This window comes from Alteromonas sp. KUL17 (assembly GCF_006538305.1).
GTDB lineage: Bacteria > Pseudomonadota > Gammaproteobacteria > Enterobacterales > Alteromonadaceae > Alteromonas > Alteromonas macleodii.
Map to the genome: position 1 here is coordinate 45,582 of NZ_BJKJ01000009.1, position 17,976 is coordinate 63,557.

General features: G+C 46.3%; 10 protein-coding genes. 4 read left to right on the forward strand and 6 right to left on the reverse strand.

Annotated features, from left to right (window positions below; genetic code table 11):
* Nucleotides 1-88 precede the first annotated feature (88 nt).
* Complete coding sequence (locus tag KUL49_RS09975) at nucleotides 89-2,374, reverse strand: diguanylate cyclase (protein ID WP_131137189.1); 2,286 nt, start codon at nucleotides 2,372-2,374, stop codon at nucleotides 89-91.
* 267 nt (nucleotides 2,375-2,641) lie between these two features.
* On the opposite strand from KUL49_RS09975, the gene plsB reads away from it, so the two are divergent.
* Nucleotides 2,642-5,095 carry a glycerol-3-phosphate 1-O-acyltransferase PlsB gene (gene plsB, locus KUL49_RS09980; RefSeq protein ID WP_014951390.1) on the forward strand — a complete coding sequence of 818 codons (2,454 nt, stop codon included), beginning with the start codon at nucleotides 2,642-2,644 and terminating at the stop codon, nucleotides 5,093-5,095.
* Nucleotides 5,096-5,340: 245 nt separating this feature from the next.
* Here plsB and ilvA read toward each other — a convergent pair whose 3' ends face one another.
* Both ilvA and ilvD read right to left on the reverse strand, forming a co-directional pair.
* Nucleotides 5,341-6,894: a threonine ammonia-lyase, biosynthetic gene (gene ilvA / locus KUL49_RS09985; RefSeq protein WP_131137190.1), complete on the reverse strand. Its 1,554-nt coding sequence runs from the start codon at nucleotides 6,892-6,894 to the stop codon at nucleotides 5,341-5,343.
* Nucleotides 6,894-8,744 carry a dihydroxy-acid dehydratase gene (gene ilvD / locus KUL49_RS09990; RefSeq protein ID WP_131137191.1) on the reverse strand — a complete coding sequence of 617 codons (1,851 nt, stop codon included), beginning with the start codon at nucleotides 8,742-8,744 and terminating at the stop codon, nucleotides 6,894-6,896. Before ilvD ends, ilvA begins: the two co-directional genes overlap by 1 nt.
* Nucleotides 8,745-9,186: 442 nt before the next feature.
* On the opposite strand from ilvD, the gene KUL49_RS09995 reads away from it, so the two are divergent.
* Nucleotides 9,187-9,804 carry a trimeric intracellular cation channel family protein gene (locus tag KUL49_RS09995; protein WP_014951393.1) on the forward strand — a complete coding sequence of 206 codons (618 nt, stop codon included), beginning with the start codon at nucleotides 9,187-9,189 and terminating at the stop codon, nucleotides 9,802-9,804.
* Nucleotides 9,805-10,012: 208 nt separating this feature from the next.
* Nucleotides 10,013-11,527, forward strand: a complete 1,515-nt coding sequence (locus KUL49_RS10000; protein WP_131137192.1) for a YifB family Mg chelatase-like AAA ATPase — start codon at nucleotides 10,013-10,015, stop codon at nucleotides 11,525-11,527.
* A 31-nt stretch (nucleotides 11,528-11,558) separates the two neighbouring features.
* Here KUL49_RS10000 and ilvY read toward each other — a convergent pair whose 3' ends face one another.
* On the reverse strand, nucleotides 11,559-12,431 hold the full coding sequence (gene ilvY, locus KUL49_RS10005) for an HTH-type transcriptional activator IlvY (RefSeq protein ID WP_131137193.1): 873 nt from the start codon (nucleotides 12,429-12,431) through the stop codon (nucleotides 11,559-11,561).
* Between the two features lie 157 nt (nucleotides 12,432-12,588).
* Here ilvY and ilvC point away from each other — a divergent pair, with 157 nt between their 5' ends.
* Nucleotides 12,589-14,067, forward strand: coding sequence for a ketol-acid reductoisomerase (gene ilvC, locus KUL49_RS10010; protein WP_131137194.1), 1,479 nt, complete (start codon nucleotides 12,589-12,591; stop codon nucleotides 14,065-14,067).
* A 146-nt stretch (nucleotides 14,068-14,213) separates the two neighbouring features.
* Here the strand turns inward: ilvC and KUL49_RS10015 are convergent, their stop codons facing one another.
* Nucleotides 14,214-15,461, reverse strand: coding sequence for a multidrug effflux MFS transporter (locus tag KUL49_RS10015; RefSeq protein WP_165477897.1), 1,248 nt, complete (start codon nucleotides 15,459-15,461; stop codon nucleotides 14,214-14,216).
* A gap of 140 nt (nucleotides 15,462-15,601) precedes the next feature.
* On the reverse strand, nucleotides 15,602-17,593 hold the full coding sequence (locus KUL49_RS10020) for a S9 family peptidase (protein ID WP_131137195.1): 1,992 nt from the start codon (nucleotides 17,591-17,593) through the stop codon (nucleotides 15,602-15,604).
* Nucleotides 17,594-17,976: the final 383 nt, after the last annotated feature.

Sequence of the window (17,976 nt, forward strand, 5' to 3'; positions counted from 1 at the left end):
GTTTTTTATAACTTAACTTTATCAATCTAGCAACAGCGCCTTGGGCGTATACGCTTATATTTAATGTAGGCGAAGCCACGTACTATTATTATTCATCCCATACGACTTGGTTTCTGCCCTGCTCCTTGGCTCTGTACAGCGCCTTGTCAGCAAGCGATAAGAGGGCGCTGAAATCCGCCTCAAAGGTGTCTTTGATAAATGTTGCGCCGATGCTGATCGATAAATTCATCGTGTCTGTCTTGTAGGTCACTCTCCCCTCTTCAACAGCAATGCGCAGTGCTTCTAGCTGCCTATGGATCTCTTCTTTCTTGTCACCTATCATGACTATTGCAAACTCTTCTCCTCCTAATCGAGCCACGACATTTGGCGCTTGATTATGTTTAGCTATTTTCCTCGCAACAGCAATAAGCGCCTGATCTCCAGCATCGTGACCGTAGGTATCGTTTACTTTTTTGAAGTGATCAATATCGACGATAGCAACACATCCACGACAATGTTGTTTTGAGAATGAGATGCACTCGTCAAGGAACGCGCGTCGGTTATAAAGGCCCGTTAAAGAATCGGTCATCGCCAAATGCCTAAGCTTCTCTTCAGCAACGGCTCGGGCTTCCTCAAGCTCTACTGCGTAGAACAAGCCAGCCAATGCATCTAAAAAGGGCTGTAGAAACTCAGCATCTTCGTCAGTGTAGGTATCAAACTTATTCGCTAAACCGACCATTCCCACTACTTTATCTTTCACTTTTATAGGTAGGCCTAAAAATCGGCTAATGCGCGGATGACCGTGCGGAACACCTTTGGAATTAGGGTGACTGTTTGGCGCATTACTAATGGTAACTTCTCCCGTTAAAATTGAGGTTCCAAAAAGGTTGTCGAAGTTACTAAAGTAGAGGTTTCGTTTTTTGTATTCTGCATATTGAGAAAAGCTACTGTTATCCCAAACAATTTCAGAAATCGCATGAATGAAAAGTCTAGATGAGCTACCGTCTCCTTTCATTTGGCCGACGAAGGCAAACTGGCTATCTGAGATATCTATGAGTTCGGCCAATACGGACTGACACGCCATCGTCAAGTCATTGTTTTGGAGATATGATGCCCGGGTTTTATTGATAAATTGAAGGAGCTGGGTTTTCTTTCTCTCATGCAGTTCGCTTTCCATTCGTTGCGTTATATCTCTATGAATACCTGCTATACGAACCGGCTTACCTTGGGCATCTGTCTCAACGGTTTTCCCATAACTTTCAACCCAAACCCAAGAGCCATCAGTGTGTTTCATGCGAAATGTGGTGTTAAAGACTTTGCTCTTACCAATTAGATGCATGTTGAGCTGCTTTTCAACTTTGACGTAATCCGCGGGATGAATGAGCTGTCTAAAAAAGCGGGAGCCACTGTCATAGTATTCATACTCAAGACCAACAATGTCGCACCAGCGCTTGTTGACTTGATTAACATCGGCGGCCAAGTTCCAGTCCCATGTTCCTAACTCTGAAGCCTCGAGTAATAAACGCATCCGCTGATTGGTTTTGTTGAGCTTATCTTCCACATACTTTTGATCACTAGTGTCAAACAAAAATGCTTGAACCGAGTACAACATGCCGTCTTCGCGAAAATTTGCCGTTGATATCATGCTCACCCAAATAGTACGCGTTGGCGTCTTTATCTGAAGACGGCAGGTGTGCGTTTCAACACCTTCCATGTGGGCCTGCATAGCAAAGGTAAAATCACCCTCCGCCACCTCAGACAGCACCTCACTCAATGCCACCGTTCCAGTGAGCAAATCTTGGGGTGAAACTCCCAATACACGCTCACTATTTTTCGAGATATACACCAGCCTCAACGACGTATCATAGCGCCACGTTGCCAACACAATAGGAGACTTCTCAATAAGCCCGTGCTCGCGTTTAAGCGCTTCGTGTTCTCTTGAAAGCGAAATATGCTGACTAACCAAAGCACCTATTCTCTCTAAAACTTCTAAGTGTTTTGCGTCTATTTCTCTTGGCACGGTATCAATTAAACATACGGCACCGATTACCTGATCATTTATCTCGACCGGCGTTCCTGCGTAGAAACAAATGTGAGGTTCTCCGGTGACGAGAGGATTATGCATAAACCGTGGATCTTCTTGCGCGTTGCTAACAACCACCTGCTTGCGCTCTTCAACAACGTGACTACAAAACGCATGTTCACGAGTGACTTTAGAAAGAGTGGTTCCGTAGTGTGCTTTAAAGGTTTCTTCAAACTCTCCGACGACGCCAATGAGTGCGATCGGCACCTTGTATGCCTCTGCGAGCACCATCATTAAATCATCAAGATCTAACGGCACTTCGCTATTGAGCATAAAGTCATCAATTGTCTTTAACCGGCTTTGATCATCCACTACTGCTTGCTCATATTCATTTGCCCTTATAAAAGTAGTAACAGTCCGGCTGTACCGCAATTAAATACAGCTAATGTTACGTTCTCTGTATTCGAACCCATTATAGAAATGGCTGTGACTCACAAGAAAAGGAGAAGGGCGCTTTTGAACTTCCCATGTTATGGATAGTCATTACAGCATGAGAAGCGATGAAATTGGCTTGTCGCGAGATTGTGACGCGTTTGTGTTACACTTCACCCGTTTTTATTTCATAGGATTACATAATTCATGTCGTGGATGCGAAAAGCCCTTCTGTCGGTATTTCATTATCCTGTTAAGTTACTGGTTAAAGCCCACAGCATTCCAGTTAACGTTGAAACCGAATTAGGAATAGATAAAAGTAAACCTATCGTTTATCTACTCCCCACCAACTCAGTGACAGACCAACTTGCACTGAGAATGTCGACTAAAGCGCTAGGTTTACCTAGTCCTACAGAAACCCTCACATTAGCGGGGCGAGAGTATTCGTCGACCTTATTTTTACGCAAAACCCAGCCTCTTTTCCGTTCGTCGGCTAAAGATACGGGAATTGAAGACGTTTTTACTGACCTCTTTCATTTGCATAGAGACCATGAAAACCTAGATTTACAAGTTGTTCCTGTCTATGTGACGTGGGGCCGTGCCCCGGGTCGTGGTAAGCCAGGCTTAAGCGATCTCATTGCTGATAAAGCGGCGCCAAGTTGGCTTCGTAAGTTGTTCATTGTGCTGTTTTTGGGCCGCGACAACTTTATTAACTACTCTAAAGCCGTTTCTGCACGCGCGATGTCCAATCAACATGGTAGTGACCAAAGTATTGCACACAAGCTTGTGCGCGTAGCAAGCACTCACTTTCAAAGAAAGCGCCAAAGCATGACTGGCCCTACGCTGTTAGAGCGCCAAGAACTCAATAATAGTGTGTTGGGCTCTGATGCAGTGCGTCGCGCTATTGCTGAGGAATCACGAAGCAAGAAGGTGTCTCATGAAAAAGCGAAAGAGACTGCCCAAACCTACATCACAGAAATCGCGGCAGACTACCGCGAAGGGCTAATTCGTTTTGGCGACAGGCTACTTACCCGTATCTGGAACAAAATTTATAACGGTATTAGTGTAGGTCATGCCGATCGCATTCGTGAATTGGCGGCTAATGGTCATGAAATCATCTACGTACCGTGCCACCGTAGTCACATGGATTACCTATTATTGACTTACGTGATTTATCACGAAGGTATGGTTACGCCACATATCGCTGCAGGTATCAATCTGAACTTTTGGCCGGTTGGAAAAATGTTCCGTCGTGGCGGTGCTTTTTTCTTACGCCGCAGTTTTGCAGGCAACAAGCTCTACACAGCTGTTTTCAGAGAATATCTAGAGCTGCTGTTTAACAAAGGCTATTCGGTAAAATACTATCCCGAAGGTGGCCGCAGCCGAACCGGCCGTTTGATCCCACCGAAAACGGGCATGCTAGCCATGACCATTCAAGCCATGCTCAAAGGCGTTAACCGTCCAGTTAGTATCGTGCCTGTCTATATTGGCTATGAAAACGTGATGGAAGTGAAGAGCTATTTGAACGAACTCAAAGGCTCTAAGAAGAAAAAAGAATCTAACCTTCAGGTGTTCTCGGCTATTCGTAAACTCAAGAATTATGGTCACGGATACGTGAATTTTGGCGAACCCATTGCGCTTAACCAGTTTCTTGAAAATCATGTGCCTAACTGGCGAGATTGTCGCGATGCCGAGCCAGAGAAAAAACCAGCGTGGCTTACACCTGCGGTTAACGAACTGGCCAATAATGTCATGACGCGAATTAATCGCGCAGCGGCATTAAATGGTATGGCGTTAGCGTCGTTATGCTTACTGTCTTCTAAACGACAGACCATGAGTGAAGCTGAGTTAAAACAAGCAATGGGCGATTTCATGGACTTGTTTAAAGCGGTACCGTTCAGCGATGATGCCACCATTCCAGATTCATCAGCGGAAGAGCTACTGCGCGATACGCTGAAATTAGGCCGCTTTGACGTAAAAGAAGACGATTATGGGCGTTTGATCAGTCCTCAACCAAAATCAGCGGTATACCTTACTTATTATCGCAACAACATTTTGCATTTATTCGCGATCCCAGGTCTTATTATGGCATCTATCTTCGCGAAGAAAGGCACCACGAAGAACAGTATTTTTCAGCTTATTGCGGCGCTTTATCCGTTGCTGCAAAAAGAACTGTTCTTGCACCTTACCCAAGATGAAGCGCTTGCGCATACTGATGCGCTTATAACAGCGCTACTAAACAAAGGATTGTTGCGTCAGGAGGGCGATGAACTGTTGCCGCCAGATGCACACTGCAAACAATTCCACTCAGCATGGCTGTTAAGCCGATGCATGCAGGAAACGCTTCAGCGTTACGCGGTGGTATTGACCATTCTAGATAAAGAAAAGGTCATTAGCCGAAGTGCACTTGAGCGCGAAAGTAAGCAAGTGGCTGAACGCTTATCTGCACTCTATGGACTAAGCTCACCAGAGTTTTACGATAAGAATGTGTTATCTAGCTTTATCAGTGCATTGAAAGAAAACCACTGGCTGGACTCTGAAAAAGATGGCAGCTTGAAGTACTCAGAAGAGTGTGAAGCCTTACGTGCTGACGTTATGGCCCTGATTTGGCCAGAAATGATGCAGCATTTGGAGAACGTTACACTAAACGCTTCGAATTAAGGCGACGCTAGCTGGCTGAATTTGCCAGCACTACGGAGCTTAGGTAAAAAGAGAAAGCCCATGCTACTGCATGGGCTTTTTATTGCGCGTCAATCTATCTTGGCAGGCATTGAAAATCCCCATACTTCATTGATAGATAGACGCTAGATAGTGCCGCTTCGTATCGCTCCCCGGTAAACCTGCGCTTAACGCGAAGCAATACAAAGCGAAAACGGGAGATAGGCTCGTTTCGCCTGTTTCGCTATTTAGACCTTCGCTGGTTGCGACAGGAAAAAACGATAGGCGGGGTTGTCTGTTACTTCTTCAACCTTATAGCCTAACTCAGCAACATGCTGGTTAAAGTCATCTCTACTTTCTGGTGCGATATCAAAGCCTGCTAATACCAAACCTTCTGCTGCGCCATGGTTGCGATAGTGAAATAGGGTAATATTCCACTGTTCACCTAACGTATTTAAGAAGTTCAGTAGCGCACCCGGACGCTCAGGAAATTCAAAGCTGAAGACTTGCTCGTTGAGAATAGTTGGCGGACGGCCACCAACCATGTGACGAACATGGAGCTTCGCTAACTCATTATCGGTTAAGTTAACGCAGTCATACCCTTTGCTTTCAAGGTCGCTTTGCAGTGCAGCAAACTCTTGCTGCCCGCCTTTAAGCTTAACGCCCACGAAAATATGTGCTTCGCTCTCACTGGCATAGCGATAGTTAAATTCGGTGATTGCTTTTGCCCCAACGCACTCGCAAAACTGTTTAAACGCACCTTTGTTTTCAGGAATTTTAACCGCAAAGACCGCTTCTTTCTGCTCACCTAATTCACAGCGTTCAGACACATAGCGAAGGGTATGAAAGTTGATGTTTGCGCCACACAGAATGCCGCCTAACTTCTTACCTTTGAGGTCGTGTTGCTTAGCGTACTTGCGAATTGCCGCCACCGACAATGCGCCCGCAGGCTCTGCAATAACACGGGTATCATCAAAGATATCCTTAATAGCTCCGCATATTTCATCATTAGTAACCGTAATGGTTTCATCAATTAAACGATTACACAGACGGAAAGTTTCCTGCCCCATCACTTTTACAGCAACGCCATCAGCAAAAATGCCGACGCTTTCAAGCTCGGTAGGCACGCCTTGCGCCTTTGCTTTAATGAAACAGGCCGATTCTTCCGACTCTACCGCAACGATTTTTATGCTTGGTTTTAGTTGCTTTAAGTAAACCGCAATACCAGCGGCTAAACCACCGCCGCCCACAGCAATAAATAAGATATCGAGGTGTGGGTTTTGCTCTAGCAGCTCTCGCGCGACTGTACCTTGCCCTGCAATGACATCGGGGTCGTCAAAGGGCGGAACAAAGGTATAACCGTGGGTCTCACATAATGCTTTTGCATGGCTACTTGCTTGATCAAAGCTGGTGCCATGCAATACCACATTCACGTTTTCACCGCCGAAGCGTCGTACTGCGTCTACCTTGATATCAGGCGTGGTTTCAGGCATGACAATAGTCGCCTGAATACCTTTCATTTTTGCACTGTACGCTAAGCCTTGCGCATGATTACCCGCCGAGGCGCCAATTACGCCAGCTTGCAATTGCTCGTCGCTTAGTGAGCAAATACGGTTATAGGCACCGCGCAGCTTAAAGCTTTTTACCGGCTGCTGATCTTCGCGTTTCAGAAAAATTTCATTGCCAAGCTCGGCTGAAAGCAAAGACATATAGGAAAGTTCACTTGCCACTGCTACATCGTAAACAGGGGCAAGTAAGATCTTCTTCAAATATTCATGATCGCTAACGTGTTCGGCTGCCATTACAGATTTTCCAGCTTAGTCACATCACGCACTGCACCTTTATCGGCACTGGTAGCTAACGCCGCAAAGGTTTTAAGTGATGTGGAGACTTCACGAACGCGATCTTTCGGCTTCCAAGGCTTATCACTGGCTTCCATTTTCGCGCGACGCTCTGCTAGTTCTTCATCGCTAATAGCAATATTGATACTTCTATTGGGGATATCTATTTCAATTTTATCGCCATCTTCCACTAGGCCAATGCCACCACCACTGGCGGCTTCAGGTGAGCAGTGACCTATAGACAACCCACTGGTACCGCCACTAAAGCGTCCGTCTGTTACCAAAGCGCAGTGCTTACCTAACCCTTTAGATTTCAAGTAAGACGTTGGGTACAGCATTTCTTGCATACCCGGGCCCCCGCGAGGACCTTCGTAGCGAATGAAGACCACGTCACCGGCTTTTACTTCATCGCCCAAGATACCTGCTACCGCGTCGTCTTGGCTTTCGTAAATACGGGCAGTACCGTTAAATTTAAGAATAGACTCATCTACGCCAGCCGTTTTTACAATACAGCCATCTTCAGCCACATTACCGTAAAGCACGGCTAAGCCACCTTCTTGACTGAACGCATTCTCGATAGAGCGAATGCAGCCGTTTTCGCGGTCGTCATCGGCTTCATCCCAGCGACAATCTTGGCTAAATGCTTTTGTCGTGCGAATACCCGCAGGACCCGCGCGATAAAAGGTAATAGCGTCTTCGTTTTCAGGGTTAGTGATGTCCCACTCGCTGATAACGTCGGTAAGCGGTTTTCCTAAAACATGATTAACATCGGTGTTCAGCAAGCCAGCCTTATTTAGCTCGTTTAAAATACCCAATACGCCACCGGCACGGTGAACGTCTTCCATGTGATATTTAGGCGTAGACGGCGCCACTTTACATAAGTGAGGCACTTTGCGAGACAATCTGTCGATGTCTGCCATAGTAAACGGCACTTCGCCTTCCATTGCCGCTGCTAACAGATGCAAAATGGTATTGGTCGACCCCCCCATGGCAATATCCAAGCTCATGGCATTCTCAAAAGCCTTAAAGTTAGCGATATTACGTGGTAATACACTGTCATCATCTTCGCCGTAGTAACGCTTGCACAGCTCAACAATTTGTTTGCCCGCTTGTTTAAATAAACCTTCACGGTCGGCGTGGGTAGCCAGCATAGAGCCGTTGCCCGGCAAGGATAAACCTAACGCTTCGGTTAGACAGTTCATTGAGTTTGCCGTGAACATTCCCGAGCAAGAACCACAGGTAGGGCAGGCTGAGCGCTCAATTTCGTCGGTATCAGCATCGCTAACTTTGTCGTCAGCAGCCGCTACCATGGCGTCAACCAAGTCTAGTTTAATAAGCTGGTCTGAAAGCTTGGTTTTACCCGCTTCCATTGGGCCCCCAGACACAAAAATGACCGGTACGTTCAAGCGCATAGACGCCATTAGCATTCCCGGGGTAATCTTGTCGCAGTTAGAAATGCAAACAATGGCATCGGCGCAATGTGCGTTCACCATGTATTCCACTGCATCAGCAATGATTTCTCGAGATGGTAAGCTATACAGCATACCGCTGTGCCCCATGGCGATACCGTCATCCACTGCGATAGTGTTGAATTCTTTCGCCACACCACCCGCTTCTTCAACGCTGCGTGCCACTAATTGGCCGAGATCTTTTAGGTGAACATGCCCAGGTACGAACTGCGTAAATGAGTTCGCAATAGCAATAATAGGCTTGCCGAAATCAGAGTCTTTCATTCCAGTTGCTCGCCATAACGCGCGAGCTCCCGCCATATTTCTACCTTGGGTGGTAGTTGCTGAACGTAACTTGGGCATAAATCCTTCCCGTTAATTTAAGGTTCTAGGTTTAGGCGCTAGACCTTTTTGTGAAACTAAAAAACAGTGGTAAACCAGTAATGCTTTGGCTCAACTTCCAATACGCGCTGTTTTACTCAAAATTGCATGTCATACTGATGATGTAACACATCATCTAAGGTCGTTCAAAGCGAGGAGCAACAAAGCCTAACTGCTAACACATCAGTAGCGCTTTGTTTTATATGATATATTTGACATACAATACCTATATCCATTGGCATTGTAATTATGAAATGTTGTTCGTTAGAGGTTATGGCTTTACCTCATCACTCAATATCACGAACCGTAATCTCAACAGTACGTTTCGATATTGGGCAAAGAAATAGCATGAAACATAAGGCTTGATCAAGTATTTTGCGGTAGGAATGGCGAGTTTTTAAGGGTAGTAAAAGGGTACAAGAAGATGTTTGATTGGTTTCATTGGTTAAACTTAGCGGGGGTTGCAGTGTGCGCAATTTCCGGCACCCTGATGGCCTATCAAAAGCGTATGGATGGATTTGGCGTGGTCGTGCTTGCCAGCGCAACCGCCATTGGCGGCGGAACACTGCGTGATGTCATGTTAGATGTCCCGGTCTTCTGGATTGCCGATACCGATTATTTATACACCACACTGATAGCCGCCTTTATACCCATTATCTGGCTGCGTATTAGTCCACGCTTTCCTTTTCACTATTTATTAATTGCCGATGCTTTCGGGCTGGCGCTGTTTAACGTAGTAGGCATAGAGAAAGCCTTGGCAAACGATACAGGCATGGCCGTGGCGGTTGCCATGGGCACCATTACCGGCGTGTTTGGCGGTCTGTTACGGGACGTTATTTGCCGAGAGGTACCGCTGGTACTCAACGGCGAACTGTATGCCATGACCTGTATTGCAGGGGGCGTGGTTTATGGAATAGGCATGCAAATGGAACTCGCCACACAGTGGTGTGGTATTGCGGCCCTTGTCACAACCGTACTGTTTAGGCTTGGCGCCATGCGCTGGCATTGGCAGCTGCCCGTTTTCTACAACGACCACCACTAGCACTAGCCTAAGTTTGCTGAGCAGGATCATTACATGCCAAGCGTTTTATGCACTCTCAGTAAATCCCATCGTTAGTACAGTTACATCTTATCCCGACTCTCTCTAAAGTTTACGCCGACTGCGTTGGCTTACATTTTTACCGCGCTGACACGTTTACGTTTCATAACCACGAATCATAAGTATTCAGCGAGAGGAGGTTGTTTAGATTATGGGAATGGCTGTTGTTAAAACCTTTGCAGGGCAGGGCGTGGCAGCGCCAGAGGTAAGTGTAGAGATTCACCTAGCTAATGGTTTACCTGCTTTTCAACTGGTCGGTATGGCAGAAACCAGCGTTAAAGAAGCGCGAGAAAGAGTACGCAGTGCCCTGATAAACAGTGGTTTTGAGTTTCCCGCAAAACGAATAACCGTCAATTTAGCGCCAGCAGATATTCCCAAATTTGGCGGGCGGTTCGACCTTCCTATTGCCGTAGGCATTTTAGCTGCGTCGGGCTACATCTCAGACATTAGCCTACTTAACATTGCCTTTGTGGGCGAGCTTGCATTAAACGGTGAAATAAAGCCGGTTAACGGGCTTATTCCTGTTGTCATGGCAGCCGCAAATGAAGATATTGCGCTCGTATATCCGGGGGATAATGACGTAGAAGCTGCATTGGTTTCTCACGCAACGCGCTATCCCGCTTTCGATTTACTGTCTGTTTATGAACACCTTACCGGCAACAAAAAGCTCGCCAAAGGCCAGCCGTTTACCTCACGGGCGCCTAACAAAACCTTAACAGGGTGGGATGACATTATCGGCCAAGAGCAAGCCAAACGCGCGCTAATTATTGCCGCCAGCGGTTCGCATAATTTGCTTATGGTAGGGCCTCCAGGCACGGGTAAAAGCTTACTTGCCAGCCGAATGCTGTCGCTATTACCCGATATGAGCGAGGAAGAAGCGCTGGAAGTTGCTGCTATCCATTCGGTGAAAGGCGAAAAGCTGCATGCAGAACGATTTCTAACCCGCCACCTGCGCTCACCCCATCACACAAGTTCTGCCGTCGCGCTTACTGGCGGTGGTTCTAACCCTGTGCCAGGTGAAATATCGCTGGCCCACAATGGCATCTTGTTTTTAGACGAACTGCCTGAATTTGGGCGAAAGGCACTAGATGTATTGCGCGAACCACTAGAAACCGGAGACGTGCATTTGTCTCGCGCCTCGGGAAGTGCGACATACCCCGCTAACTTTCAGTTAGTTGCGGCGATGAACCCAAGTCCGACAGGAGATATTGATGATAACCGGTTGACACCCCAGCAACAGCTTAGCTACTTAAACCGCTTGTCAGGCCCGCTACTTGATAGAATAGATATACAGGTCGAAGTGCCACGGCTACCAGACTACGACCTGCCAGAGCGAGCCAATAAACCTGACGACTCGTTACATGCAACGCGAGAAAGAGTTATTGCGGCACGCCACAAACAAGGGCTTAGGCAAGGCAAACCAAATGGTGCTCTACATGCGGGCGAGCTTGCCGATATATGCTTGCTAGATGACGCTGATTTGCAGTTTTTACAAGCCGCTGCTAAACAGCTTAATTTGTCTATGCGGGTATTTCATCGCACGTTAAAAGTGGCAAGAACCATTGCTGACCTTGAAGAGCAGAACGCTGTATCGCGGGCGCACATTGCAGAAGCATTGGGCTATCGCGCCCTCGATAATCTTATTAAGCAGTTGAGCACCAGCTGATTACAACTTAAATACAGCTTGTACCTTAAATTTACCCACGAGCTTGTACATTAAGTTGCATAAAGGCGTTAATAAGCGGCTCGTTTTGTTTGTCTTGCAGGCAGCACAAACCTAGGGAATAAGGCTCGATATCTTCAACAGGTATTTGGGTTACTGCATTGGCCATACTAGAGTGATCTAGTACCACTTTTGGCACAAAACCCACGCCACATTCAAGTGCCACCATGCTTACAATAGCTTCATTCCCGCCCACGTAGGCATAAACGTTAGGGCGAATGCCGTGCTCAGCAAACCAGTGATAGGCAGTACGTCGGGTTGGGCCAGTTTCAGGCATGATCACCTGGTGTTTGGTCCAATCAAGCTGACTTAGCTGAGTAAGCCGCCACTCCCTTGACGCAATAAGTACCAAAGGTACGTTATCAAGGGCGGTGAAATGCAAATCTGTCGGCATATCTGGGGTGTAGATAGCAATAGATAAGTCGCACTGCTTACCTTTTACTTTTTCAATCGCAAGGGCAGGGTCGCCGGTAATAAGGCGTATATCTACGCCAGGATGCTGCTGCCTGAACTGCCTGAGCATAGCGGGCAAATGACTTTGACTGGCGGTAACCGAACAAAATACGCTGAGCTCGCCCTGCAATGCGTCGTTATCTTCTTTTAAATCTACTTTTAATTGCTGCCAGTCTTTCAGCGCTTGCTTAGAAAAAGACAGTAACTTATGCCCGCTGTGGGTTAACGCCACTTTGCGATTATCACGTTTCAACAGTGTACAGCCTAATTCGTCCTCAAGGCGTTGAATCACGCGGCTTAACGTAGATGGCGACACGTACATAGCCTCAGCTGTTATACCGAAGTGTAGGCTGGTCGCAAGATGGTTGAAGAGTTGAAGGCTACGAAAATCCATATACATTTCACTTTTTGCAATATTATCTTGCAAATATATCATTTTCCAAAACAAAAGAAATCTTTTAGTCTCACTACCAAGTCGTCATAGACGAGGTCTGTCAACACCAAGGTCGGTGTTTGATATTGACAAAAATGAATGTTGTTCGGAAATTTTTATGGCTAATTATTTCAACACCCTGTCACTTCGCCAGCAGTTAGATCAGCTTGGCCGCTGCCGCTTCATGGCACGCGATGAATTCGCTGACGGTTGTCAGTTCTTAAAAGGCAAGAAAATTGTCATTGTAGGCTGCGGCGCGCAGGGCCTTAACCAAGGCCTGAATATGCGTGACTCAGGGTTAGATGTTTCTTATGCGCTGCGTCAAGCAGCCATTGATGAGCAACGCGACTCTTACAAACGCGCTACCAGCAACGGGTTTACTGTTGGTACATACCAACAACTTATTCCAGAAGCTGATGTGGTTTACAACCTAACACCTGATAAGCAGCACGCTAGCGTTGTAGAAGCTGTTATGCCGCTTATGAAAGAAGGTGCGACATTAGGTTACTCTCACGGTTTCAACATTGTTGAAGAAGGCCAGCAGATTCGTAGCGATATCACAGTCATTATGTGTGCGCCGAAAAGCCCAGGCTCTGAAGTACGTGAAGAGTATAAGCGTGGTTTTGGTGTACCAACACTTATTGCCGTGCACCCAGAAAACGACCCTGAAGGTAAGGGCTGGGAGCAGGCCAAAGCACTTGCTAGTGCAACGGGCGGTGACCGCGCAGGTGTACTTGAGTCATCATTTGTGGCTGAAGTTAAATCTGACCTTATGGGCGAGCAAACCATTTTATGTGGTATGCAGCAAGTTGCTGCAGTACTTGCGTTCGAGAAAATGGTTGATGACGGTATTGACCCAGGATACGCAGGTGCGCTTATTCAGTACGGCCTAGAAGCCATTACTGAAGCACTTAAGATTGGCGGTGTAACTAACATGATGGACCGTCTATCAAACCCTGCAAAAGTGAAAGCGTTTGAGCTTTCTGAGCAGCTAACTGATTTACTTCGTCCGCTATTTGAAAAGCACCAAGACGACATCATCAGCGGTGAGTTCTCTCGCACCATGATGGAAGATTGGGCCAATGGTGATGCGAACCTACTTAAGTGGCGTGAAGAAACCGGTGAAACCGCGTTTGAAAACGCACCGGCTTATGAAGGTGAAATCAGTGAACAAGAATTCTTTGACCACGGCATCTTACTGGTTGCCATGATCAAGTGTGGTGTTGAAGTTGCGTTCGACGTAATGGTTGAAGCCGGTATTCTACCTGAGTCTGCGTACTATGAATCACTGCATGAAACACCGCTTATTTCTAACACAATCGCACGTAAGCGTTTGTATGAAATGAACGTTGTTATTTCAGACACAGCAGAATATGGAAACTATTTGTTTGCTAACGCAGCAATTCCAATTTTGCGTGAGAAATTTATGCCTACCATTGATACCAGCGTTATTGGTAAGGGTTTAGCCGCTACTTCTAATCAGGTAGAGAACAAACGCCTTGTTGAAATTAACGAAGCCATCCGCTCACACGGTGTGGAATCAGTAGGTAAGACCTTACGTGGCTACATGACTGACATGAAAGCTATAGTTGTGTAAAAACAGAGGTTAGGACAGTTTCTGTCGTTAGGTGCTTAACCAAGCCCTCTTGCCCGACCATTTTGGTCGGGCTTTTTTATGTCCGTAAGCCTGCTAATAAGTATCTTTCTTACGCAACTGACCACTGCGACACGCCGATACACCTTCTAAATAGAACCTTCACGAACACGCTCAGCGTAGCGCACCGATGCGTACGACAAGGCAAAAAACACCAAGAACCCCCAGCCAATGGGCATCAAGTTTCCATTCAAAAAGCTGTCTACAAATAAGGCAACAGGTACCGATATTAAACTAGACATAGAACCAATTATGGCCGCGCCTAAACCTGCCATATCGCCAAGCGGCTGCATCGCCATGGCGTTTAAGTTACCAAACAGTATGCCCACAAAGAAAAAGCCTACAAACATAACCGTAACCGTAGGAATTAAAGGCGGCAAGCCGTCGTACGCCAACAGTAACACTAAATACACAACGGCAAACCCGTTAACCCCTTTAAGTGCAAAACGACAAAGCTTGCGCATCCCAAAACGCATTACCATTTTGCCGTTAAAGTAAGAGGCGAGACCAATTGAAAAAGCAAGCGTTGCAAAGATGTAGGGAAACCATTCACCTACGTTGTAAAACACAGTAAATATGGTTTGCGAAGCGCTTAAATACGCCAGGAATGCCCCAAAAATACAGCCCATGGCAAAGGTGTAACCCATCACTGCTGGGTTAGTGAGAATGAACTTTGACGATGCAAAAAACTGCGCCCATGAAAACTTTTTACGCCTTGCTCTTGGCAAGGTTTCCCCTTGACGAGAAAAAAACCAAATGCCGGCCATGGTAGCCACAATGAGAAACATAGTGAAAATATGGAACCATGAGGTCAACTCCATCACCGTTTGCCCAATAATAGGCGCCAACATAGGCACTAATATAAACACCATCATGATAAACGACATGACTTTTGCCATCGCATCGCCAACGTAAAGGTCGCGAATAATTGCCATAGAGGCTATTCGTGGCCCAGACACCCCAAATGCTTGAATAACGCGACCTACCAGCATGGTCTCCAAATTGGTGGCCATCATGCAAACAAATGTACCTAAGGCGAAAATACACAGGCCCACTAATATAGTTAGGCGACGGCCGCGGCTATCGGAAAAAGGCCCAAAGAACATTTGACCCAGTGCCATGCCTAAAAAGAACACGGTAACGATTAAGTGGGTTTGATGCGCCTCGGCGACCTGTAGTGACTCGCCAATTTGAATCAACGCAGGCAGCATAGCGTCAATGCTCAACGCGACAAGGGATGTCATCGTAGCCATTAGTGCAACAAATTCAACAAGGCCAAGCGCTGGCTTTTGCACAATTGCAGTATCCTCAGATACGCCATTAGAAGTCTGGGGCATAAAGTCTCGAATATGAAATAAAGTGGGGGAAATTAAAAAGGCGCGAAATTAACGCGCCTTGTTGAGTATACCTGAAACTTGGTTAAAAAGCCGCCAGCCAAGCAAAATCTTGTCGTAAATACTGGTGCATTTAACGGGTGTTACTCGGAAGCTGAAACGTTTGCCGTTGCAGCACTCGCTTTACTCGCTGGCCTAAGGTGTTGGTCTAAAAATGCATCCATTTCCTTAAAGAAAATATGACGATTTCGCTGAATAGACAAATTGTGGTCGCCACTTTCAAGCTCTACATACTTGTAGACCTTGTCGTAATCATCTAACTCGTCAGCCATGTAGCGACTATGAAGTGGAGGGACAACTCTATCTTCCTCTCCATGTACAAGCAAAATTGGCGTCTTTATCCCTTTCGCATTGTAGTAAGGCGAGCGCGCTTCAAGGTCATCATAATCATCCCCAATTTGGTTTTTCACAAATTCGTTGTTCAGGAAACGGCGAGAATGAATAATGACGTGTTTAAGTGAACTTACGCCAGCAAAGCTCACCGCACACTTAAACAGATCCGGGGTTTTAACAGTTGCCATCAGGGCGGCGTAACCGCCATAGCTAGCGCCCACAATACACATGTTGTCTTGCTCAGCGTGCCCCTGCTCTACCATCCAGTTTGCCGCATCGGTGATATCATCTTGCATAGCCAAGCCCCAGCCTTTCATTTGGCTTTGCGCAAAGCTGTACCCATACCCTCTAGAACCTCTAAAGTTAGGCCTTAGTACTGCATAACCTTTCGATGTAAAATACGCTGTCCAATAGTCGAAACCACTGAAATCTCTTGCTCCGGGGCCGCCGTGGGGATGAATAATGGTAGGAAACGGGCCTTCGCCTTTTGGTAAAGTCAAATACGCTTCGATTTTGATGCCGTCTCTGGCTTCATATTCAATTAACGTATGCTCAGATAATTTTGCCGGATCTATTTGGGCATACTGCTCAAAAAGCATCACTAACGTGCCTTCTTTACGGTCACCCAACAAATAAACTCCTGGTAAGGTGTCTGACTCTGAATAAACAACGTATGTTTGTTCGTCGTCGCTAAAGCTCACTAAGGTATTGTCGTAATCAGGAAGACCAGCATCGATACCATTTTGAAGAGCGACGTAACGTTCATCCCAATAATGTCGACCGTCATGGCGTACTCCTATTGCATCTCGGGTAACCGGTGAATAGATAAGGCTACCATTAACATCGTACCCTTCATCAGCATACACCTCTGTTCGCTCATTAGTAGTAAGGTTCAAGGTATACAATGCACGGAAGTCTCCTTTATAACCTTTGAAATAAAGAATATTTGGGTCTTTTGCAAAGCCAACTGGGTATTCACCCTTGTCAGACATAGCGTTGTAAGCAAATAAGGTGCGCCAATCGTCTCCTTCTTTTAGAAAGACTTCTCGCTCCCCTGTATCGTAATCAAGCGAAACACCTATACGAACGTTATTTTGTTGGTCCGTCATCCAATCTCTAATGCGTTTTTTCCCGCGAATAATGCGACTTACGCCACCATCATTAACATTGATTTTGTAAACCGACGGCAGCCCCAACACCTCAGCGTCTAAGGCAATTAGAATATGTTCTGGATCGTCAGGCAGCCAGTCGATAACGTCATCGTGAAATTGAGGAATGTGGTTCGGGTTACCTGCTCGACGCTTTATTCTCTCCCATTCAACCAAGTTGAATGCACCGCCTTCACCGTCAAACTTAATGCTTAACAACCGTGTGTCGTGAACTTTCGTGGTGCCACGGCGGGTTTCGTAACGAGCGCTAACCACCAGCCGTTCATTGTTCACCCAGTTGTACCAGTTAATTTTTACGCGTTCATTGTCCGATCGCAGTAGGTAGTGCTTTTCACCCTTTTTTAAGTCGTAAGTGGCAAGCATGGCAAACGCTTCTTCTTGCTCAACGTTTTGAACAAAAGCGATTTTTGAGCCATCGGGTGACAGCGACGGTGTCCAATAGGTTGGCAAAGAACTGAATTTTTCGTACTCGGGTTCTGCCTTAGTTTGATCTGCGCCCAGTGTGGAGAAAGAGCAAACCAACAGTAGCAAAGTAACTAGTGTCGTAGGTAAGAGAGCCTTATTAGAAGACATAACATTCCCTTGTTGTTTTTTATTGTTAGTGGAACTTAGCTTAGGCAAAAAACTCGAAGTTAAGTTACGCAGAGTATACTCACTCATGCCCAGATGTACAAAAACAAAGCAATACTAGGCTCTATGTTAAGTGAGTGGATGTGCCAGATATGTTCTGAAGACGGGCATTCTAGTTAGGAAAATACGTTGAGTGCATTTTATACCAATCCGCATAGCTCATTACCCACTCAGCGAGAGTTAAAATGTTCGTAATCGCGGCGTGTTACCGCAGGTATAGTGGTCTACATCAAGGTGACACAACAAAAAGTACGGACATTTTAAACTCGCCCTTCGGGAAGGTCTGGCAAGCTTCCTAGCTTCATTCTGGGAATTTGAAAGGGAAC

Coding starts and splice junctions, on each gene's coding strand:
- ilvC (WP_131137194.1), top strand. CDS start 12,589: ATGGCTAATTATTTCAACACCCTGTCACTTCGCCAGCAGTTAGATCAG.
- KUL49_RS10000 (WP_131137192.1), top strand. CDS start 10,013: ATGGGAATGGCTGTTGTTAAAACCTTTGCAGGGCAGGGCGTGGCAGCG.
- KUL49_RS10020 (WP_131137195.1), bottom strand. CDS start 17,593: ATGTCTTCTAATAAGGCTCTCTTACCTACGACACTAGTTACTTTGCTA.
- ilvA (WP_131137190.1), bottom strand. CDS start 6,894: ATGGCAGCCGAACACGTTAGCGATCATGAATATTTGAAGAAGATCTTA.
- plsB (WP_014951390.1), top strand. CDS start 2,642: ATGTCGTGGATGCGAAAAGCCCTTCTGTCGGTATTTCATTATCCTGTT.
- ilvY (WP_131137193.1), bottom strand. CDS start 12,431: ATGGATTTTCGTAGCCTTCAACTCTTCAACCATCTTGCGACCAGCCTA.
- ilvD (WP_131137191.1), bottom strand. CDS start 8,744: ATGCCCAAGTTACGTTCAGCAACTACCACCCAAGGTAGAAATATGGCG.
- KUL49_RS10015 (WP_165477897.1), bottom strand. CDS start 15,461: ATGCCCCAGACTTCTAATGGCGTATCTGAGGATACTGCAATTGTGCAA.
- KUL49_RS09995 (WP_014951393.1), top strand. CDS start 9,187: ATGTTTGATTGGTTTCATTGGTTAAACTTAGCGGGGGTTGCAGTGTGC.